This window comes from Streptomyces sp. NPDC002144, from assembly GCF_053593695.1.
This window is the reverse complement of record NZ_JBSFDB010000045.1, coordinates 18960-39578: the sequence shown is the minus strand read 5'-3', so window position 1 is coordinate 39578 and position 20619 is coordinate 18960. Positions and strand designations below refer to the sequence as shown.

At 69.2% G+C, this 20619-nt stretch carries 22 protein-coding genes and 1 pseudogene; 15 read left to right on the top strand and 8 right to left on the bottom strand.

The features are described 5' to 3' along the window. Positions 1–215 precede the first annotated feature (215 nt). The 4 genes and pseudogenes from ACWCQ1_RS41295 to ACWCQ1_RS41280 all read right to left on the bottom strand — a co-directional run. Complete coding sequence (locus tag ACWCQ1_RS41295; protein ID WP_451028775.1) at positions 216–1007, bottom strand: MerR family transcriptional regulator; 792 nt, start codon at positions 1005–1007, stop codon at positions 216–218. 15 nt (positions 1008–1022) lie between these two features. Beyond that, positions 1023–1784: an ABC transporter permease gene (locus ACWCQ1_RS41290; RefSeq protein WP_133047979.1), complete on the bottom strand. Its 762-nt coding sequence runs from the start codon at positions 1782–1784 to the stop codon at positions 1023–1025. Continuing rightward, the gene (locus ACWCQ1_RS41285; protein WP_451028774.1) at positions 1781–2590 is read right to left on the bottom strand and encodes an ABC transporter ATP-binding protein; all 810 of its coding nucleotides are present in this window, start codon (positions 2588–2590) and stop codon (positions 1781–1783) included. The genes ACWCQ1_RS41290 and ACWCQ1_RS41285 overlap by 4 nt, the downstream gene beginning before the upstream one ends. Positions 2591–2706: 116 nt before the next feature. After that, positions 2707–2853 (bottom strand): annotated as a pseudogene (locus tag ACWCQ1_RS41280) (transposase family protein); the annotation flags it as partial. Positions 2854–2923: 70 nt separating this feature from the next. Here ACWCQ1_RS41280 and ACWCQ1_RS41275 point away from each other — a divergent pair. Further along, a complete protein-coding gene (locus ACWCQ1_RS41275; RefSeq protein WP_451028773.1) occupies positions 2924–3082 on the top strand; it encodes a hypothetical protein in 159 nt (52 codons plus the stop codon). Between the two features lie 31 nt (positions 3083–3113). Here ACWCQ1_RS41275 and ACWCQ1_RS41270 read toward each other — a convergent pair whose 3' ends face one another. Together ACWCQ1_RS41270 and ACWCQ1_RS41265 are read right to left on the bottom strand one after the other, a co-directional pair. Next, positions 3114–4082, bottom strand: coding sequence for a Twin-arginine translocation pathway signal (locus tag ACWCQ1_RS41270; protein ID WP_451028772.1), 969 nt, complete (start codon positions 4080–4082; stop codon positions 3114–3116). An 18-nt stretch (positions 4083–4100) separates the two neighbouring features. Next, complete coding sequence (locus ACWCQ1_RS41265; RefSeq protein ID WP_451028771.1) at positions 4101–5360, bottom strand: XRE family transcriptional regulator; 1260 nt, start codon at positions 5358–5360, stop codon at positions 4101–4103. A 212-nt stretch (positions 5361–5572) separates the two neighbouring features. Between ACWCQ1_RS41265 and ACWCQ1_RS41260 the strand changes: the two genes are divergently transcribed. The 10 genes from ACWCQ1_RS41260 to ACWCQ1_RS41215 all read left to right on the top strand — a co-directional run bounded on the left by ACWCQ1_RS41260 (position 5573) and on the right by ACWCQ1_RS41215 (position 16433). Further along, positions 5573–6496 carry an HpcH/HpaI aldolase/citrate lyase family protein gene (locus ACWCQ1_RS41260; RefSeq protein ID WP_451028770.1) on the top strand — a complete coding sequence of 308 codons (924 nt, stop codon included), beginning with the start codon at positions 5573–5575 and terminating at the stop codon, positions 6494–6496. Then, positions 6489–7022: a MaoC family dehydratase gene (locus ACWCQ1_RS41255; protein ID WP_451028769.1), complete on the top strand. Its 534-nt coding sequence runs from the start codon at positions 6489–6491 to the stop codon at positions 7020–7022. Before ACWCQ1_RS41260 ends, ACWCQ1_RS41255 begins: the two co-directional genes overlap by 8 nt. Positions 7023–7037: 15 nt before the next feature. Beyond that, positions 7038–8216, top strand: coding sequence for a GNAT family N-acetyltransferase (locus ACWCQ1_RS41250; RefSeq protein ID WP_451028768.1), 1179 nt, complete (start codon positions 7038–7040; stop codon positions 8214–8216). A gap of 313 nt (positions 8217–8529) precedes the next feature. Next, entirely contained in the window at positions 8530–9417 is an 888-nt protein-coding gene (locus ACWCQ1_RS41245) for an aminoglycoside phosphotransferase family protein (protein ID WP_451028767.1), read from the top strand. A 306-nt stretch (positions 9418–9723) separates the two neighbouring features. Next, the gene (locus ACWCQ1_RS41240) at positions 9724–10710 is read left to right on the top strand and encodes an Ldh family oxidoreductase (protein ID WP_451028766.1); all 987 of its coding nucleotides are present in this window, start codon (positions 9724–9726) and stop codon (positions 10708–10710) included. A gap of 33 nt (positions 10711–10743) precedes the next feature. Further along, complete coding sequence (locus ACWCQ1_RS41235) at positions 10744–11886, top strand: LLM class flavin-dependent oxidoreductase (protein WP_451028765.1); 1143 nt, start codon at positions 10744–10746, stop codon at positions 11884–11886. 50 nt (positions 11887–11936) lie between these two features. Then, positions 11937–13451, top strand: coding sequence for a Gfo/Idh/MocA family oxidoreductase (locus tag ACWCQ1_RS41230; protein ID WP_451028764.1), 1515 nt, complete (start codon positions 11937–11939; stop codon positions 13449–13451). Then, positions 13448–14470 (top strand): hypothetical protein, encoded by a 1023-nt coding sequence (locus ACWCQ1_RS41225; protein WP_451028763.1) that lies wholly within the window; start codon positions 13448–13450, stop codon positions 14468–14470. Before ACWCQ1_RS41230 ends, ACWCQ1_RS41225 begins: the two co-directional genes overlap by 4 nt. Next, positions 14467–15783 (top strand): phosphodiester glycosidase family protein, encoded by a 1317-nt coding sequence (locus ACWCQ1_RS41220; protein WP_451028762.1) that lies wholly within the window; start codon positions 14467–14469, stop codon positions 15781–15783. Before ACWCQ1_RS41225 ends, ACWCQ1_RS41220 begins: the two co-directional genes overlap by 4 nt. Next, positions 15780–16433 carry a PIG-L deacetylase family protein gene (locus ACWCQ1_RS41215; RefSeq protein ID WP_451028761.1) on the top strand — a complete coding sequence of 218 codons (654 nt, stop codon included), beginning with the start codon at positions 15780–15782 and terminating at the stop codon, positions 16431–16433. Before ACWCQ1_RS41220 ends, ACWCQ1_RS41215 begins: the two co-directional genes overlap by 4 nt. Before the next feature lie 238 nt (positions 16434–16671). Here the strand turns inward: ACWCQ1_RS41215 and ACWCQ1_RS41210 are convergent, their stop codons facing one another. Then, positions 16672–16887, bottom strand: coding sequence for a hypothetical protein (locus tag ACWCQ1_RS41210; RefSeq protein WP_451028760.1), 216 nt, complete (start codon positions 16885–16887; stop codon positions 16672–16674). Between the two features lie 95 nt (positions 16888–16982). Here ACWCQ1_RS41210 and ku point away from each other — a divergent pair, with 95 nt between their 5' ends. Next, the gene (ku, locus tag ACWCQ1_RS41205; protein ID WP_451028759.1) at positions 16983–17885 is read left to right on the top strand and encodes a non-homologous end joining protein Ku; all 903 of its coding nucleotides are present in this window, start codon (positions 16983–16985) and stop codon (positions 17883–17885) included. A 4-nt stretch (positions 17886–17889) separates the two neighbouring features. On the opposite strand, the gene ACWCQ1_RS41200 is transcribed toward ku, so the two are convergent. After that, the gene (locus tag ACWCQ1_RS41200; protein WP_451028758.1) at positions 17890–18192 is read right to left on the bottom strand and encodes a hypothetical protein; all 303 of its coding nucleotides are present in this window, start codon (positions 18190–18192) and stop codon (positions 17890–17892) included. A 309-nt stretch (positions 18193–18501) separates the two neighbouring features. On the opposite strand from ACWCQ1_RS41200, the gene ACWCQ1_RS41195 reads away from it, so the two are divergent. The 3 genes from ACWCQ1_RS41195 (at position 18502) to ACWCQ1_RS41185 (ending at position 20545) form a co-directional block, all read left to right on the top strand. Further along, on the top strand, positions 18502–18801 hold the full coding sequence (locus ACWCQ1_RS41195; RefSeq protein ID WP_451028757.1) for a hypothetical protein: 300 nt from the start codon (positions 18502–18504) through the stop codon (positions 18799–18801). Between the two features lie 157 nt (positions 18802–18958). Then, entirely contained in the window at positions 18959–19165 is a 207-nt protein-coding gene (locus ACWCQ1_RS41190) for a hypothetical protein (protein ID WP_451028756.1), read from the top strand. Positions 19166–19339: 174 nt separating this feature from the next. Beyond that, positions 19340–20545: a hypothetical protein gene (locus ACWCQ1_RS41185; RefSeq protein WP_451028755.1), complete on the top strand. Its 1206-nt coding sequence runs from the start codon at positions 19340–19342 to the stop codon at positions 20543–20545. Positions 20546–20619 lie beyond the last annotated feature (74 nt).

Sequence of the window (20619 nt, the reverse complement as noted above, 5' to 3'; positions counted from 1 at the left end):
GCGGAGCTGCACGGCATGGGGCGGTGGATGTACGACCTCGCAGTCCGTGACGGCCAGGACCGACTGGCTGAGGGGATCACGTATCTCATGGGCCGCGCAGAGTGCCCACGTTGTGCCAGTGTGTTCCACGTGGCGGACGAGTACGCAGCCGCCAACCTCCCCCCAATGCTTTCTGTTTGACTTGTCCGTTCCAAGACCGGTTGAGAGACGGCTTCTCAAGAAGGTGGCAGCTCAGTGTTGAGCCTGTTGGCAGGCACTCGCTCGATGCGGGTCCAGCCGCTCCAGCCACGCTCCTTCAGAATCGACAACACCAGTTCGGCGCCCGGTGCGGACTCAAGCATGGTTGAGTCCATCAGGGCGACGAACTGATCGTCGAAGCCGTCGGCACCCACCTCGCCGGCCTCCACAGCGCGAATCATCAGGCGCTCCAGGATGTCGGCGACCTCGACGATCCGTGGATCGCCGGCCCGCCAGTCGGGCGCCCCGGTGAAGAAGCTGTAGAGCCTCACCATGTCGGGGTCGTCCAGCTCCTCGTGCTTCTTGGCGATCACGGAGTCGATCAGGTCCGGCACCTGCGCAGCGATCATGATCCAGGCATCCCGCTCCAGCTCGATGTACCGCTCCCCGACGCCGAGACCGCGCAACCGGTCGAGGTAGCCCACGACGCTCTGCGGGAGCGCCAGGTGCTCTCCAGCGGCGAGCCGGTCGAGTCGTCTGCGGGTCTCCTGCAGCCGCCGGATCTCAGCGCGCAGATCCTTGTCGATCTCCTGGACACCACCGGCGAACTCCTCCGGGCCGGCGTCGAGGAGTTCCTGCACCCTGGCCAGCGGCACGCCGGCATCAGCCAGGGTGCGGATCCGGATCAGTCGCACGACCGCGGCGGCATCGTAGGTCCGGTACCCGGACCGGTCGCGCTCAGGCTCGGGCAGCAGCCCGATCTTGTGGTAGTGGCGTACCGCCCGTACCGTCACCCCGGCGTACGTCGCCAGCTGGCTGATGGTGAGCATGGGTCCCAGCCTGCCTCAGGCGATCTTCCGGCGATAGGCGGCCATCGCGAAGACGTACGCCACGACGAGGATGCCCACACACCACGCGAGCGCGATCCAGATGTCGTCGCCGACCGGCTGCCCCGTGAACAGAGCACGGATCGTGTTGACGATCGACGTCACCGGCTGATGCTCGGCGAACCAGCGCACCGGGCCAGGCATCGTCTTTGTGGGCACGAACGCCGAGCTGACGAACGGCAGGAAGATGAGCGGGTAGGCGAACGCGCCCGCTCCCTCGACCGACGACGCGGAGAGCCCGGGGATCACGGCGAGCCAGGTCAGCGCCAGGGTGAACAAGAGCAGGATGCCAGCGACCGCGAGCCATGCCGACACTCCTGCCCCTGAGCGAAAGCCCATGAGCACAGCGACGCCCACCACCAGCACGAGCGCGATCAGGTTGGCAACCAGAGAGGTGACGACGTGAGCCCACAGCACACCCGACCTCGCGATCGGCATGGACTGGAATCGCTCGAAGATCCCGCTCTTCACATCGGTGAACAGCCGGTACGCGGTGTAGGAGATGCCCGATGCGATGGTCATGAGCAGGATGCCGGGCAGCATGTAGTTCACGTACGACACCGACCCTGCATCAATGGCGCCGCCGAACACGTAGACGAACATCAGCATCATGGCGACCGGCGTGATGGCGGTCGTGATGATGGTGTCCATGCTGCGTGTGACGTGGCGCAGGGTCCGCCCCGTGAGTGCGGCAGTGTCGCTGAAGAAGTACGCGGTCATCGTTGTCCCCCAGTTGTCGTGCCGGTGGCGTCGCTCTTGTCGCCGCCGCCGATGACCGCGAGGAAGATCTCCTCCAGGGTCGGCTGCTTCTCGACGTACTCAACCTTGGCGGGCGGCAAGAGCTGCTTGAGCTCGGCGAGGGTGCCGTTCACGATGATCCGACCCTGGCGGAGGATCGCGATCCGGTCGGCCAGCTGCTCGGCCTCGTCCAGATACTGCGTGGTGAGCAGCACCGTCGTCCCGTGGCCGGCGAGCTCCTTGACCGCATCCCACACCTCGATGCGCGCCTCGGGGTCGAGCCCGGCCGTCGGCTCGTCCAGGAAAATCACCGGCGAATTCCCGATGAGGCTCATCGCGATGTCCAGCCGACGGCGCATCCCACCCGAGTACGTGGACACTCGCCGCGCGCCCGCCTCGCTCAGCGAGAAACGCCTCAGCAGGTCATCCGCGATCGCGCCCGGGTCCTTGAGGTGGCGCAGCCTGGCGACGAGAACGAGGTTCTCCCGACCGCTGAGGATCTCGTCGACGGCCGCGAACTGCCCGGTGAGACTGATGGACTCCCGCACGTTCGCCGGTTGCGTGGCGACGTCGAAGCCATTGACGCTCACCATCCCCGCGTCGGCCTCAAGGAGCGTGGCGAGGATCCTCACGGTCGTGGTCTTGCCCGACCCGTTGGAGCCGAGCAGGGCGAAGATGCTGCCCCGCGCCACGTCGAAGTCCACACCGCGCAGTACTTCGAGCTTCCCGTACGACTTCTCCAGACCCCGCACGCGCATCGCCGGACCGGCGATCGTTTGGGCCGTCATGGTGATCTGCCTCCTTTGTGGAGCTGTTCCACGCGTCTGCGAGAACACCCCTGCCGGAAGCATGGAGGGTTGACCCAGCGTCAAGGTCAAGCCCGCTCCGACCACGGCATCCAGGTCTTGCCGGAGACGAACTCCTTGCGGCCCGGGCGGCCTGCACGCGGGCGGCGGACTTGCACCTCGGTGCCGTCGAGCCGCAGCTTCACGCCTTCGGCGTCGGCGTAGGCAAACAGGTCTTTCAGCGTGCGCTGAGTACGTCCCGGACGCTTACGCGACGCGTTGCTCCAGGTCAGCGTCAATGCCGCCGGTCTCCCGTTCGGAAATCAGGACCACGACGTGCTGATGCTGTTCGACGACTCCCTCGATGGCATCGAGCGGCCTGACAACGAGATCCACCGGTCACTGGGCATGGTCAATCTCGCTCCGCACGAATGGTTCGCCGCCTTCGACCCCGATCAGGCCCGCGACCCCGACCGCGGCTTCCATCACCTCTGACCACGGACCACGGCCGGATGTCCGGCGCACCTCACGCCGATGCGGCGCCGGACGCGTCCACGGGAGGCGGCAGGGTGCGCAGGCGTTCACGCAGATCGGCGACGTACTCGGCGGGGCGGGCGGCGAGCAGACCCTCCAGGCGCTCAAGCCGGGTGCGGGCGGTGGCACGCAGGCGGCTGGGTGGCACCCGGTCGAGGACGTCCAGGGCGCGCTGCGCGGCATCGGACGGCGTCTCGGAGGCCTCAGCCTGCGCGAGAACGAGGGTGGCGGCGGCCCATCCGGGGGTGCCGGTGGTGCAGGCGGCCGCGGAGGCCTCGGCGCGGGTGCGGGCCTGCTCGGTGCGGCCCAGCGTGAGGTGGGCTTCGGCCTGGTGCAGGGCGAGTTCGGGCTCGTCGAAGCCGAAACGCCCGGGCGCTTGGCCGGCCGGGTCTGCTTCGAGTTCGGTCAGGGCCACGTCGAGGGCGGCGGCCGCCTCCCGGTCGCGGCCCTGCTGGGCGAGGGTGGGCAGCAGCGCCCAGGCGTGGAGTTGGGCGCGGACCAGGCCGGCGGGGGCGGCGGCCGCGCCGCGTTCGGCGTACGTGTACGCGGCGGTCAGGTTGCCGGTGTGGCGGGCCACCATGCTCTGCGCCCCGTACGCCCAGGCCGCCAGCGCCGTGTCACCGCACCGGTTGGCGTAGGAGACGGCGGTACCCAGGTGGGTGCGCGCGCCGACCGGATCGTCGAGGTGAAAGGCCAGGTTGCCCAGCAGTCCGGAGAGACGGCCGAGCTGGCGGTGCAGTTCGGTGCCTTCCGTGCCGGCGGGGAGCACCCCGGCCAGCAGGGTGCGCGCGGCGCGGACCTCCCGAAACAGCACGGGGACGGGGTGCTTGCTGTAGTTGAGGTGGTAGTGGTCGGCGGCGGCTTCGGCGAGTTCGTCAACCAGCGGGCTGCCCTCGCCTTCTGCCAGGAGCGCAAGCTGGAGGGACTCTCTGACCGAGGGGAGCCCAGCGTCGGTGGTCATCGGATCCGCCCCTTCCTGCTATGCGGCAGCGAGCTGGAGGAGTTCCGGAACGCCCTGGGCGTCCTGATAGTGATGGAAGCGGGGGAGCAGGTCGTTGACCAGGCTGACGCAGCGGGGTGCGCCGATACGGCGGGCCAAGAGCAGGGACTGGGTGGCCGCGGTCGCGGCGGGCTCGGGTTCCTTCTGATCGAGGTAACTGGCCGCGCGATAGGCGAGGAACACGCCCTTCGTCTTGTCCCGGGCTGCAGGCAGCAGGCGCTCGCCGTCGGTGATGAGCTGATGGGCGCGTGCGGTGTCGCCGAGGTCGAGAAGAGCCTGCCCGGAGTCGACGGCGAGGTCGGCTTCGGACACCCAGGCGCACCAGGCGGGCCGGTCGGCTCCGGCGTCGGTGAGGTGTTTCTCGGCCGCTGCGAGGGCGCGCAGCACGGAGCGCCGTTCCCCGAGGTCGCCTCGCGCCGCGAGGGTCCGGGCGAGGCGCAGTTGGAGAAGGCAGCGGGCGGCGGGGTTGCGGGCGCGGGTCAGGGCGTGGTTGAGGATGCTGGCCGCGGTGGTGTGATCCCCCTGCCAGGCGGCCTGGTAGGCGAGGTCGCCCAGGAGCCCGGCCCCCATGTCGTGGTCGCCGGCGGCGTGGGCGTTGTGCAGGGCGGCGACCCAGTTCTGGCTGGCGTGGGTGTGGTTGCCCAGGTCGAAGCGGTGCCAGGCCACGGTCTGGGACAGGGAAGCGGCCAGGGTGTGCAGACGCAGCCCGACGGCCGGGCTGTAGCGGCCGTGTTCGAGCAGCTCGGTCACCGTGGACAGGTGGGCATCCAGCAGCACCGTCGTGTGCTGTCGCTGCTCGGTGGGGAGCGTGGCGAGGTGCTGGGCGGAGTCCTCGAGGAAGGCGACGAAGTCGTCGCCGATCGGTTTGCCGCCGTGGGCCCGGGCGAGGGCAGTGGAGGGGCCGACGGCCCAGTCCGCGGCCAGGCCGGACAGGGCGGCCCCGGAAATCGTGAAAAACGCGCGGCGGTCCATCGCTGTTCTCAGAGCCTCTCTCAGGGCGGACACAGAACTGTGGGGTCCGAGCGGGACCACGCCGTCGGCGGTGAGCGGCAGCCAGTTCGGCCAGTCGTCGGCGCGGACGATGTCTGCGGGCCAGCCGAGTGCTTCGGCGATGTAGATCTGGGATTCCTCGTTGGGCTTGACGCCCTTCTGCCATTTACGCACCCGCGCCTCGTCGGTGCCGGAACGCAGACCGCGCCGGGCGGCTGCGGCACGGATGCCGGAGACGAGCTCCTCCATCGTCATTCCGCACGCGAGACGTGCCACAACCAGGGGGTGACGGGTGGTGTCTTCCACACCTCCATCCAATCACTCAGTGCACCCGCCCGGTGACTTCTTCGCGGTACGGGACCCCCTCGGGACCCCCTCCAACCGGTCGACGAAGTCGAACAGTTGAGCCCATCCTCAGGAAGTCGCAGCAGACGGGGCAGCAGCAGACCACAGGAGGCGGCATGCAGTGTTCCCCATCTCTCCCCATCAGCAGTCAGAGTGCGCCCAACCGCGACCACAGCACCTGGCTGGTCACCCCGGCGTCCACTCCCGGCCGCTTCGAAGCAGCCGCCGGCTCGGGCGCGGACGTCGCCCTGCTGGACCTGGAGGACTCGGTCCCGGCTGACCGTAAGACCGCGGCCCGGGCGGCAGTGATCGGCCGTCTGTCCCCGAGCGCGGAGAGCGTTGGCTCCGGCCACACGGTGCTGGGGGTGCGGATCAACGCTCCGGGAACGGTGCACGGCCTGAAGGACCTGGTGGCGATAGCCGAGTCCGGTGTGCGGCCCTCCGTGCTGCTGGTGCCCAAGGTCGAGTCCGCACGGGACGTGGACATGGTCTCGAAGATCATCGGCGCCGAGGACGGGCAGCGTCGCGTCTGGGCACTGATCGAGACGCCCCTGGGCATCCGGCGTCTGAGCGCCATCCTGCAGGCCCCGGCGCTGGCGGGGGTGTTGTTCGGGGCCGCCGACTACGCGGCCGCCGCCCACTGCCGTCTCAACAGCCGGGCCCTGTGGCACCCTCGGTCCGTTCTTTCCGCTGAGGCCGCGGCCGCGGGCCTGCCCGCGATCGATTCGCCGTACTTCGACCTGCGTGATCCCGACGGGCTCAGGCGCGAGGCCGAAGAAGCCGTGGAACTCGGGTACCTCGGCAAGGTCGCCATACACCCTCGCCAACTCCCCGTCATTCAGGACGCGTTCCGGCCGACCATCCAGGAACTCGCCGCAGCGCAGGCGGTGGTGGCCGCTGCTGACGCCGCCCACGGACAGATCACCACCGTTGACGGTCACATGGTGGGCCCGCCGCTCGTCGCCGCGGCCCGCGCCGTGACCGCCCGGGCGGGCGCCGTCCCCGCAGCCGTCACGAAGGCGGAGGCACGCAGTGAGTAGGCTCCCGCAGGGCTTTCGCCGCATCAGCGAGAACCGGATCCGTGAATCGGTCGGTCTCGGTCTTGAGGACTTCGCCGGCATGGTGGGCACGGTCATCGAGCACCGGCCGGCCCGGACGGTGACGGAGACGGAACACGTCCAGATCCTCGCGCTCACCGGGAACGAGGCACCGGTCCATTCCGACATCGAGTTCTGCAACAGGACCGGCCGTGACCGGGTGCTGGTCTGCGGGATCCTCACCATGAACATCGTTTTGGGTCTCACCGTCCGCACCACGAGCGCTCTGACGACCGCGAACCTTGCCCTGGACGAGGTGCACTTCGAGCAGCCCGTGCACGTCGGCGACACCCTCCGCGCGCAGAGCGAGGTCCTCACCGCCCGCCGCTCCAAGAGCCATCCGGAAAACGGGATCGTCTCCTGCCGGATCTCCGGCTACAACCAGCACGACCAACGGGTCTTCAGCTGCACCCGCACCTTCCTCGTCCCCGCCGAAGCGAACGTCGTGCGCGACACGACCAACTACTGAGAGGAGGTGCACGGCATGACCACTGCGGCACTGGACATCGTGGAAGCTGACGACGAGCAGTGGCGGATGTACGACATGCTGGCCCGGCGCGCGTACGGCCACCCGGTGGAGGACATCCTGCGCCTTGGCGCGCACGCCGACCGCCGTGTCGCGGTCCGCGACGGGAAGGTTGTCGCCGGCGGCCTGGGACTGCTGATCCCGCAGTTTTTCGGTGGCCGGCCGGTGTCCGGGGCCAGCATGGTCTGCGGATGCGTGGCCCCGGAGGAACGCGGTGGCCGGATCGCGGGCGAACTGGTCGCCGAGCGGCTGCGGCCCCTGCAGGAGCAGGGCGCGGTGGTGGCCACCCTGTGGACCGCCTCCACCGGATACGTCCGCCGCCTGGGGTGGGAGGCGCCGGCCCAGGTGTACTCGTGGACCGTCCCCACCGACGAACTGCGGCGCAGCTTCCGCGAATCCGGTTTCGAGATCACTCACGGAACAGACGAACAGGTCCGCCTGCTGTGCAACGAGCTGGCCGCGCGGTGGAACGGACCGTGGGAGCGTCCGGCCTGGTGGGAGGCCTGGCAGCAGCGACAGCACCACGACCTCGCCACCTACCGGTTCAACCGGCCCGGCCAGGCGCCGACCGGGGTGCTGTCCGTGGGCAGCGAGCGACATCCGTCCGAGGGGCGGCGCCTGGTGGTCTACGACTTCTGGGCGGGCGACCAGGCGGCGGCCGCCGCCATGTTCGCCTTCCTCGGCCGGCACAACAGCCGTATCCCCAGCGTCTTCTTCCAGCGGACAGGGCTGCCGCCCACACCCGTGCTGCTGCACCACCTGCACCGCTCCAGCTCTCTCGCGGCACGTGCCTGGCATCCGTGGATGTTGCGCGTCCTGGATCCGGTGCAGGCCGTGCAGCTGCGTGGCTGGCCCGACGGGCTGGATCTCGCCCTGCCGATCGAGGTCGTCACCGAGGACGGCAACGCCACACAGCGGTTCGTCCTGCGGATCACCGGCGGCGAGGGGCAACTGGAACCCACCGCTCGGACAGGACAGCTCACCCTGACCAGGGGACAGCTCGCAGTCTGGTACGCCGGGGGATACCGCAGCGTGGCCGCCGCGGAGATCGCCGGAGTGCGCGGAGACCCGCGGGCGCTCGCCCAACTGCTGACGGCAACCGCAGAGCGCGAACCGTGGCTGGCGGACTACTTCTGACCCCCCACCGCGCCACCACCCCGCCCCTGCGGTGGATCAGGCGGCCCCGGACTCCATGCCCGCCTGATCACCAAGACGAGTGAACACGACCCTCGAGAGGAGAACAGCGTTGCCCAGTACGCAGCCCCCGGCACTGGCGACCCAGCCGGCACCGAGCCGGGTTCCCGAGGTCTCCGCCCTTCGGGCGACGCCTCGCCGGACCCGCCCGCCTATCGCGGGTGGGTACAGTCAAGGCGTCGCCGCGGCCACCACGCAGCTCACCCAGCCCTTGCGGGCTGCCGCTGCTCCCACGCGATCCGGAGAAGAACCCTTCATGACCCAGAACGCTCCTATCCCCTCTGACCTGCGGCGATGGGTATCCAGTCACCTGCCCGGCGCGGCGCAGGTCACGGACGTGTCCTGGCCCCGGGGCAGCTCCAGGGTCTGGCGGGTGGCGGTGGGTGCGGACTCCGTCTTCGTGAAGGTGAGCCCGAGCACGAGGGACTACGAGCGGGAGGTCCGCGGCTACGCGTACGCGGCGCGTGCACTCGCCGCCCACGAGGCACCCCGCCTCCTGGCCTCGGACCCCGACCTCCACGTGCTCATGACGTCGCGGCAGCCGGGCAACGTGGTACGGGGTCTGCCCCTGGACGTGGGGGAGGAGCGGCACGTGTATGAACTCGCCGGGCACCTGCTCCGGCGCTGGCACGATCACTCCCACCCCGCTTCGGACCAGGTCCGTGAGGACATCAGGACGTCCATGGCCAACCAGGCCGAGGAAGCCGCCGCCTGCCTGGAGAGCACCGCCGGACACCTCGACAACCAGCAGCGCGATCTGGTGCGGTGCGTGTCCCAAGAGCTGCCGGAGCTGGCCGAGGAACTTCCAGCCGTGGAAAGACACGGTGACTACGCCACCCGCAACTGGATGTGGCACCCGGAACACGGCCACGGAGTGATCGACTTCGAGATGTTCGCCCCCGGCATCGCGGTCGAGGAGTTCGTGTGGCTGTGCGGCGCGGTCTGGGCCGTGCGCCCCGACCTCAAGGCCGCCTACTTCTCCGGCTACGGCCGCCCGCTGTCCGACAGCGAGGAGCGAGTCCTGCGCCTGCTGACTGTGAGGCTCGGCGTTTCCTACCTGGACTCCGGCCTCACCAAGCAGCAGCCGGAGCTCGTCGAGCGCGGCCACCTCATCCTCACGCGCATGACGCACGAGTACCAGTAGCCGTCCCAGCCGGACACCCGTAACCGGGCTACAGACGTAGGGCGCCGGCCCGGCCCAACCCCCGTGATCTACGCGTCGACGTCATCCGTGTGACGCGCTCCGTCGGCGTACCCGCCGGCCCCTCGCGCATACCCGTGCGCATCCCCCTTCTCCACGACAGGAGAGCAGCATGCCCCTGCAACGCGGCATCATCCACACCCCCACCCCGCACTCGCGCGCAGGGCGGCCGAACCCACCCTGCGCAGCCCTCACGGACGTGTCGGCTCCCTTCGTTCCCCGGCGCCCGCAGGGAGAGCGCCGGTGAGAGTGACCATCGGATCCCTGCGTGACCTCATGGGCGAGGCCTGCCGGGCAGCATCCGTTCCCCGCGACAAGTCCGCGTTCGTCGTCGAGCACTACCTGGCCGGGGAGCTGCAGGGCAGGGCAGCGCACGGCGTCGCGAAATTCTGCTTCGAAGCCCAGTTCTTCCCGCAGCGCGAGGGCTCCCCGCAGATCGTGCGGGAGCACGGGGCACTGGCTGTCATCGACGCCCACCGGGAGATCGGACCGCTCAGCGCGGCCTACGCCGCCGAGGTCGCGGTGGGCAAAGCCGCAGACTTCGGCGCCGGAATCGCGGGAATGATCAACACGCAGCGGTACGGCATCCTCGCGCAGTGGAGCGAGCAGATCGCCGAACACGGCTACCTCGGCATCGTAATGAACACCTCCCGGGCCGAGGCGACGATCCACGGCGGCCAAAGCCCCGTTCTCGGGGTGAACCCGCTCTCCTTCGCCATCCCCACACTCAACGAGCCCCTCGTCGCAGACATGTCCACCACCCTGGCGCCCATGGGCACCCTGTGGGAGGCCCGGCGTAACGGCCGCCCGCTCCCGCACGGCTGCTTCGTGGACGACCGCGGGAACCCGACCGACGATCCCGACGCCGCAACCTCGGCGGTGGTGTTCGGCGAGCACCGCGGCTTCGCCCTCTCCCTGCTCGTGCAAATCCTCACCGGATCGCTCTTCGCCTTCCCCATGGGCGCGGACGTGGACTCCACCTGGAGCACCGGCTACACGTTCCTCGCCCTGGACCCGTCCTTCGGCGGGCACCTCGCGGGATTCCCCGAAAGGAACACCCCGCTCCTCGACGCCATGAGCAGCGCTGTGACACGGGACGGCACCCCCTTGCGCCTGCCCGGCCAGGTGAGCAGACAGCGGGCGGACCACACCCTCGCCACCGGCACCGTCGAGCTGGACGACGCCGTCTACCGCCGGCTGCAAGCACGCGCTGCCGGCGACTTCGCCTCCGACTGACTGCCCCGCACCACCTCCTGGACGGAGTACGGCATGCAGATCCACTGGTTCCTTCCCACCGCCGCCGACGGCCGGTCCCTGACCGTGGGCACCCGCGGAACGCACGGCCCGGAAAGCGAAGCCGCCGCATCCTTCGCCCCCACGGCGGACCGGTTCCGGGCGCCGACCATCCGCTACATGACGCAGGTCGCCAGGGCCGCCGAAGAGGCCGGTTTCGACGCCGTGCTCACCCCGACCGGCACCTGGTGCGAGGACGCCTGGCTGACCTGCGCCGCGCTCGCGCAGGAGACCGAGCGGCTGAAGTTCCTGGTCGCCTTCCGGCCGGGCTTCATCTCGCCGACCCTCGCCGCGCAGCAGGCCAGCACCTTCCAGCGGCTGTCCGGCGGCCGGCTGCTCCTCAACGTGGTCACCGGCGGCGAACGCGACGAGCAGGCCCGCTTCGGCGACCACCTGGCCAAGGCCGAACGCTACGCCCGCACCGACGAGTTCCTCACCGTGCTGCGCGGCGCCTTAAGCGGCGAGCCCTACGACTTCCACGGCGCGCACTACGACGTCCGCGGCGCGACCGTGCTCGCCCCGCCCGCCCCCCTGCCCCGGCTGTACTTCGGCGGATCCTCCCCGCAGGCGGGCCCGGTCGCCGCCCGCCACGTGGACACGTACCTCACCTGGGGCGAGCCGCCCGACCAGGTCGCGCAGAAACTCGCCTGGATACGCCGCCTTGCCCATGAGCACGGACGGCAGATGCGGTTCGGGATCCGCTTCCACGTTGTGGCCCGGGACACAACCGCAGAAGCCTGGGCGGCGGCCGAACGCCTCATCAAGGGCATCGATCCGGCCCATGTCAGCAAGGTCCACCGTGTCCTGGCGGCCAGCGAATCGACGGGACAGGCCCGGATGAGCGCGCTGAACGAACGCTTCCGCGACGGCTGGAAACCCACCGATCTGGAGGTCTACCCCAACGTCTGGGCCGGGGTGGGCCTGCTGCGCGGCGGCGCCGGCACCGCGCTCGTCGGCAGCCACACCGACGTCGCCGACCGCATCGCCGAGTACGCGGACCTGGGCATCGACGAGTTCATCCTGTCCGGATTCCCGCACCTGGAAGAGGCGTACATGGTCGGCGAAGGCGTTCTGCCCGAACTACGCCGACGCGGCCTGACAGCCGCCGAACGCCACTGACTGCGTCAACCACCGCGCGCCCGGTCCCGCCTGCACGAGAGGACGAATCTATGAACAACTTCCTGGTGGTCGGCGTTGGCCCCCACGCCCGCAGGAGTCACCTGCCGGCACTGGCGGCCGGGCAGAGTGCCGGCCTCGTCGGCACGGTCTGCGGCGTTGACCTCCTGGGGGCAACGGACGTGCTGGTGCCCTACGACGCCGACGACGGGCCCAGGTCGGTGCCGGTGACGCTGATCGAACCGTTCGACTCCCGTCTCCCCGCCCTGCCCGAGGCGGTCCGCCGCGCCCTGGACGCAGTCGTGGAGCGCCGCGGCATCAACGCCGTCGTGGTGTCCACCGAACCCACGTATCACATGGTCTACGTGCAATGGGCGCTGGAGCGAGGCCTGAGCGTGCTGCTGGACAAGCCGCTCAGCGTCCACGCCGGCTGCTCGGTGAACCCGCAGAAGGCCGAAGCCATCCTCACTGACTTCGACGTCCTGCTGGAGTGCTACAGAACGGCCCGGCGCAGATTCCCTCAGATCATGGTCAGCGTCCAGAGCCAGCGCCGCTACCACCCGGCCTTCTGGCGGATGCGGCAGTGCATCGCCGAGGTCACGGCCGAGACCAACTGCCCGGTCACCAGCGTCCAGTCCTTTCACAGCGACGGGCAGTGGCGACTGCCGGACGAACTGCTCGACATCTCCTACCACGGCTTCAACCAGGGGCACGGCAAGGCTGCCCACAGCGGATACCACTTCTTCGACATCGTGCCGTGGCTCTTACAGGCCGGCGAGACGCACGGCAAGCACCTCGACGCCGTCGACATCCACGCCCACGTCAGCCGTCCCGCCGACTTCCTCGCCCAGCTGGGGGTCCAGGACCACGAACGGCTCTTCCCCGGCTTCGCGGCGCGCAACCCGTACACCGCGGGCGAACTGAGCGCGGTGACACGGCTGTTCGGGGAAGTCGACGCCTTCATTTCCATGGCCTACAAGAGCAGCGGCCGGACGATGACCCTGGGCACCATCAACCTCGTGCACAACGGCTTCTCCCAGCGCGGCAGCCTGGCCCCCGCCCACGCCAGCCTCTACAAGGGCAACGGCCGGGTCCGTCACGAGAGCCACATCATCATGCAAGGCCCCTTCCAGGCACTCCACTTCCACTCCCTGCAGACGCTCCACGACGGGACACCCAGCACGGACGCCTACGCACCGGGGGGCGAACGCCACGTCCAGGTGCACGTCTTTCGCAACAGCGCGTTCCACCCCGGCTGGAGCAAGTACGCCAGCCTCAACTTCGGGACACTCACCGCGTCCTCCGACTCCCAGGTGGCGCTGCCGACGCAGGAATCCTCCCGACGGCGCGCGACATGGGAGTTCCTTGAATACCTGGCCGGGCGACGCACCCGGGACGCGATGTCCTCCGAGCTCACCAGCCACCGCCGGGGAGCCACGCTGATGGCGGGTGCCTATCTCTCGATGGCACAGCAGTGGATCGGCGCGTCCCCCGTAAGCCAACTGGACTTCCGACCCACACCTCAGTCCACACCGGCAGTCCGGACCCGGATCGAGGCGGCACGGTGAACCTCCGCCCACCGACACCAGCGCAGCCGCTGCCGACGCTGTCGGACCTGCTGGGTCCTGCCCTGCCCGGCCTCCTCACCTCCTGCGAGCGGCACGTCGGGCCGATCACCGGGACCGAACGCGTCCATGGCGGCAACATCAGCCACGTCTTCCGGGTCCGTGGCACGCACACGGACGTGATCGTCAAGATCCGTGGTGACCACTACGCCCGCATGCCGACGCTGAGCACCGATCCAACCGTCATCGACGACGAACGCCGGGCCCTGAACGTCTACGGACGCATCGCACCAGCAGTCTTCCCGCAGGTCCTCGGCTTCCACGCCGAGGCCCACGCCATGATCCTGTCCGACATCTTCCCCAGCGGCCGCAACTACCACGACCACCTCACCGAACACCCCGCCTCCGCCACGGAGATGACCCTGCTGGGCAGGACCCTCCGCCGCATCCACCACGCCACCCAGGACACCCACACCACGTTCCGAACCCGCAGCAACCAGTGGTTCCAGGAACGCTCCTTCCTCTTCTGCCTGCGCGCCACCGGCCACGACCTGCTCGAGCAGACGTGCGAGGAACTGACCGCCCTACCCCGCCAGCAGCTGGTCCTCGGCGATCTCGCCCCCAAGAATCTCCACCTCACCGCCAGGTCCGTGGCGATCTGCGACCTCGACAACGTCCACGCGGGCTGGCCGCCGTACGACACTGCCTATTTCCTGGCCCACCTGCTGATCCACCACCTCGGCCGGCCCGCCCACTTGCGGACACTCGTACCCGCCCTGCTCACCGCATACTTCGACGCCCCGCCGCTGCACCTGACGGCCACGGAGGCACTGCTCATGGCCAAGGTCACGGCCGGCGTGGTCCTGTACCGGCTGGACGAAACCGTCCCCTACCCCCTGCCAAGCCCGACCCCCGTGGCCGACCGGTACCGGACACGGGTACTGCGGCTCCTCGACACGAGAGCGTTCACCGTGCACGACCTGGTGCAGGCCGCAGGAAGCGCCCAGGAGGAAGCGGCATGATCCCACTCGGCCCCGGGCCCATCGAAGAGGCAGAGGATGCGAGGTCCCTCGCCGTCCTGCGCGCCCACGGCTACCGCGTTAAGGACATCCAGTCCCTCGCCAGAAACCAGCAGGCCTTCGCGGTCCGCATCCCCGAGCGCAGGTGTCAGATCGCCCCGGGGGTCAGCTTCCAGGCCATGTCCGTGGACCTGGGGCAGGGATCCTTCACCAACGCTTACACGCTCAGGATCGCCATGGAGCAGGTCCGGACCCAGGCGATCTCCCGAACGGACGGCTTTCACCTCCGCGATCTCCTCGGCGCAGATGGTGTGTTCGCGGCCGTCAGCGGCTCGTTCTCCTTCATCAGCGACGACCCGTCCTACCAGCCAGCCGAGCCCTGCCTGGACTTCTGCTGCAGGAACGGAGCAGTCATGAGCCTGCCCACCGTCTCCAAGCCCGCCTTCCTCGTCCACCACGGCCAGGCGACGATCGGCATGCTGAAGGCCGCCGGGACACTGCGCGTGCAAGGCCAGGCCTTCCGGTGGGTTGGCTCGAAGGAGCCACACCCCCAGGGCCGCCGCGACCCCGCCGTCCTCACCGTCTTCGGCGCTGCGAACTGCCGGGTCCGCTACACCGACGATCCGCGCACCGGCTTCGTACGCGACGTGGACGCGGCCACCAACATCACCCCACCCGATTCCGCGGCCGTCGACGCCGTCGTGTCGTGGATCCCGCATGACGGCCACCGTGTGACCGCGGTGCACCCGGGCGGCGGGGCCGACCTGTTCGCCGGCAACTTCGTGCTGCGCGCAGGCCGTGCCCAAGCCGCACCCCTCCGGGTGGGCGCGACCGTCGAAATCACGCAGATCGGCGCGCTGGACGTGCGCGCCCTCGCCAGCGGCCTCTCGATCGGCCCCAGCGTCGCCGTGGCGGCGGCCGGCCGATGCCGCGGATACGACCAGTGCCTGGGCACCGACCCGTTCCGCGACACGCGCTACGCCCGCACCCTGATCGCTCTGCACGGACGGGAGCTGCGGTTCCAGGTCCTCGACGGCGCCCCGCTGTCGACGACCTTCCGCGGCGTCACCCCCGCGGAGACCGCCGAGCTGTGTGCCCGCGAGGGACTCGATCCCCGACACGTCTACCACCTGGACGGCGGGGCGTCGTCGAAAGTCGCCTTCACCAGCGCAGACACGGCCGAAGTGGCCGGCAGCATGCACTACCTTCGATGGCCCCGCAGCTCAGACGAGCCCTTCCGTTGGCAGGGCCTGGACGGCCGCGTCCTGCGCAGCGCCTTCACCATCAGCACCGGTCGCCCGGAAGGAACAAAATGACGACCGTCCTCGTCGTGGGAGCCCATCCCGACGACCCCGAAATCGCCATGGCCATGCGCATGCGCTGGTACGCCCTCAACGGCGCCCGGGTCCGGGTGCACTGCCTGACCACCGGAGCCGTGAACCCGGACGGCACAACACCGCGACAGAAGGAGTCACAAGCCGCCGGCCGCCTCCTGGGCGTGGAGGAGTACACCTTCTCCGACGTCCCCGACACCCGGTTCGTCGAGCACCGAGGAGAGATCAACGCCGAGTTGTTCAGGGTCTTCCGTGAGACACGCCCCGACGTCGTCTACACCCACTTCCCCCACGACCAGCACCTCGACCACAGCATCACCGCGCAGGAGGTCACCACGGTCGCCCTGCGCGAAGCCAACAACCTCACCTACTTCCGCTCTCCCTACAGCACCAACTTCGAACCCACCAACGTCTTCATCGGAACCCAAGAGCTCCTCGCCACGAAGGAAGCCGCCCTGAAGTGCTTCGCCTCCCAGCGCCAACTCGACATGCAGGTCTTCCGGAAACTGGCTGAGGTCGGCTACCGCCAACATGTACATCACCGGGTCGTCGAACGATTCCCACCCGGCTTGACCTACGCCGAGCTCTTCCGCACCGCGCGACAGATCGAGTTCGCAGCTCCGGCGAACTGAGCCAACATCCAACAACCCAGCCTGTCCCTGGCTCCAGGGCAGCAGCGAGATCGGACCACCGCCGACGCCGACGCCCTCAACTGCAGGATCAAGCACCGCGAGTCATTCCAGCACTTCAGCCGGTCCCGCGTGTCCGCCCCGACAAGATCGCCGGAGTCGTCCACGTCGACGGCACCACGCGCGTCCAGCATTTTCAACTGGGCGGAAGACTGATCGGCGAGAGAGACGACTGACGCCTTCAGTGCTCCCACGCGTCGGGGCCACCGGCCCGCCACTCGATCAGCGCCGACTGCTGCACCCACACGCCGTCCACGTCATCCAGGCCGACGAGCCGCAGGAACTCGACAATGTCCAGCACCCCGTACGCCAGCCCCACGAAGCGGTCGTCGACGCGGACACGGCGGCCGCCGTCCTCTGCAGGCGGGTAGATCACGACGGGCTGGGGGCTGGCCATGGCACCAGCGTGCGGCCCGAGGCAGCCGCGCGCATGCGGGGCAGCAGTGGCGCTCATAGGCTGTTGCTGCTCGGGGCTCGTCGCGGAGGTCCCCCATGCCCCGAACCATATGGTCAGGCGCTATCTCGTTCGGCCTAGTGACCGTACCTATCCACGTTGTGAGCGCAACCGAGAACCACAGCATCCAGTTCCACCAGTACCACCTGGCAGACATGGGCCGCGTCCGGGTGAAAAAGGTCTGCGAGATCGAGGACCGTGAAGTCTCGAACGCGGAGATCGGCAAGGGCTACGAGTACGCACGCGACCAGGTCGTCCCGATCAGCGACGAGGAACTGAGCAACCTGCCGCTGCCCACCGCGAAAGCCATCGAGATCGCCGCCTTCGTACCGCTCGAATCGATCGACCCGCTCCGGATCGCAGACGGCTACTACCTCACCCCCGACGGCGCCGTCGCCGCGAAGCCGTACAAGCTGCTCGTCCAGGCGCTCGGCCGCTCCTCGAAGGTGGCCGTCGCCAAGTACGCCTGGTCCGGCCGTGAACGCCTGGGCCTGCTGCGGGTACGCGACGACGTCCTCGTGCTGCACGCCATGCGCTGGCCGGACGAGATCCGCTCACCGGCCGAGCTGTTCCCTCCGCCCGTCGACCTGGACGAGGACGAGATCGACGGCGCCCTGGCGCTCATGGACACGATGACCCGCGACGACCTCGAGGGCGCCGACTTCCGCGACACCTACACCGACGCCCTGGCGAAGATCATCGAGGCTAAGCGGGAGGACAAGCCGCTGCCCGAGCCCGAGCAGGAAGAGCCGGCAGGCCAGGTGCTGGACCTGATGGCCGCGCTGACCGAGTCCGTGCAGAAGGCGAAGGCCTCCCGCGGTGAGGATGCCGAGGTTCACGACCTGCCGAAGAAGGCCACAGCCAAGAAGACCGCGAAGAAGCGGCCCGCCAAGAAGACGGCCGGGAAGAAGACGGCCGGCCGGAAGCCTCGGAGCGCGTAGCGGCTCAGCCGATCGTCTGGCAGAGCTGGGCCGCAGCCATCCAAGTGGTCGACCAGGAACTGTAGATGTGAGCGGCGTCGTCATACCCCAGATCCGTGCACGCATCCGCGGCGGCATTGGCAGCCTGTGCCGCTGCCTGGTACCCGTCGGGACAGTTCGGATCGCTGTCCGTGAATTCACTGCCAGGTGAGAACGCCTTCGCTTCCTCCGTCCCCGGCGCATCCGGCAGGAGCGGCTTCGTCTTCTCCCACAGGGCGAAGTAGGTCTGAAGTGTCTGTGCGGCCATCTCGCTCAGTGACGTCGCCATTTCCACCTCACCGGACTGGGGTCTTCGGGCCGCCAGTCTCCCCGCGACACGGTCCCAGCACATCGAGCCAGGGCAAAATTCACCAGAAAAGGTCAATGTCCGTATGAATGCGATCACGACCAGTCCACCTACTCGCAGATCCCGATCGCTTCCGGGCCACTTCGAGCCGAGGCCTGGTCGTGGCAGTGCAGGATGCTGAGGTGCACGGGTGCCGGCGCCGGTGGGCGCCCTGCGGGCAGGCCGATTCGCCGCTGACCGGCCCTCCCGTACGGTGCCGCCGCCGGGTGGCTCGCTGGTACCGTCACTCTTATGGACCAGACCGGACCCCAGGTGCCGCCCTTCGCCCCGGAAGAGTACAAGCGCGTCGCGGCCGCCGCTGACCTCGTCGGCAAGTCTCCCGAGGTCTTCGTCCGCGAGGCCGCACTCAAGGCCGCCGACGACCCGTTCCTCCAGGCGCTGAGCAAGACCCGCGACCGCATCCCGCGACTTGCCGATACCTTCGCAACCCAGGACACGCCCGCGGCCGAGGCCGCGACGGGCTCCTGGCCGGACCCGGCGCCCATGGGCAGCCGCGACCTGCGGGACAGCCAGCACGGTCACGCCGCGTGACCCGTTTCCTCACTCCGCAAGAGCTGCTGCAGATCGCCCAGACCCTCCCCGGCGATCCCGCCTGCCTCGACCTGGGGGTTCTCGACGCAGTCTGCGCTCGCGTCCAGGCCCATTACATGGGGCGCGACGTGTATGCGACTGGCTCAAGGCCTCGGCCATGCTGGAGACCATCGCCCTGCACGAACCGCTCGAGGCGAAGAACGAGTTCTTCGCCTGGCTGGTCGCGGAGACCTTCCTCAACACCAACGGTCAGTACCTGCACTACGAGCCCGAAGAGGCACTTGCACTCGTGATGCGCGCCAAGCACAAGGGCGCCCGGGTCCAGGAGATCGCCGCGCAACTGCGCGCCTGGTCCGCCGACTGAGGCCTCTCCAGCCGATCTCTCGCCAGCCGCGCTGTCAGTGAGAAACGCAGGCTGCCCGGATCTCGGCGCGCACCACCTTCAGCGGGGTTTTGCCCTGTTGCTGTGCGGGGCGGGTTTCGTGCTCGCTAGCCTGGCTGGGCGCCGTCACGGGCGGCTGCACGCGAGAGGAAGCCGATGAACGACCAGGCCGTCACGTCCCCCGCCACGGCGGATCCCAGCACCCTGACGATTGAGTTCCGGCACGGTCACCAGCTGATCGATCCCGGCGCGGAGGGCGTCCATGTCTGGCAGGTCTCCCTACTCGCCGACGGCGAGACGATCGCCCGAGTGCGGGCAACGCGCGGCCTGTACTGGCAGGCCCACAACCTGGGCGAGCGCCTGGCCGACGAGCAGTCTCTTCCCGCCATCGCCGCGGAACAACTCTTCGCCGGCGACGGCCAGTTCACGCCCGAGTACGAGGCCTTCGTCGACCTGCCGGGCAGCGTCCTCGTCATCGACGATCTCCACATCGATCCGCCCTGGGACAGCCCGTTCATCGTCGCCGCGCTGACCTCGAGCATCATCGACCGGCTGACCGACAACCAGTACGCCGTGGTACTGCCCCGTGCCACCAACGGCACCGCGGCCCTTCTGACGGAGGCAGGCGTCCTGTTGAGTGCCGAGCCGTTCTCCGACGAGCTGCTGATCATCGACACGTCGCTGGCCGCACCGGAAGAGGCCGCGCACCGTGTACGCGACCACTTGCGCTCGAGCGCCCGCTACGGCGGAGCCGATCCCTTCAGCGAAGACTGGGACGAAGACGACGATGAGGAAGGGGAGGAAGTCCTCACGGCGCGCACACGGGCAGTGCTGCAGCTGGCCCTGCAGCAGCTGTCGGAGCAGGCATGGCAGGAGGTAGCCGCACTGGGAGACCAGCCCGTCGAGCGAAATGCCGGGGGCCTGTTTGGCGCACTGCCGCGGCTGACCTGGCACCAGAGCAGTACGTGGCGGCGGCAGATGGCGCGGACTTTCGACGACCTGGCCGCCGACTGCACCTCCGGCGGTGCGGTGGAACCGCGCTGTACGGGCGAGGAGATGGCCCTGCACCTCGGCATCGCCCGCGCCCAGGAGCTGACGCGCAACCGGCCGCGGCTCGTGGCGGACACGGTGGCCGACCTGCCCGTCGACCGTGCGGACTTCGACTGGGACGCCTGCTCCGACCTCCTCTTCCAGGACCATGACGTGCTGATGCTGTTCGACGAATCCCTCGACGGCATCGAGCAGCCCGACAACGAGATCCACCAGTCACTGGGCATGGTCAATCTCGCCCCGCAGGAATGGTTCGCCGCCTTCGACCCCGATCAGGCCCGCGACCCCGACCGCGGCTTCCACCACCTCTGACCGCGGACCACGGCCGGACGGCCGGTGCACCTCACGCCGAAGCGGCGCCGGACGCGTCCACGGGAGGCGGCAGG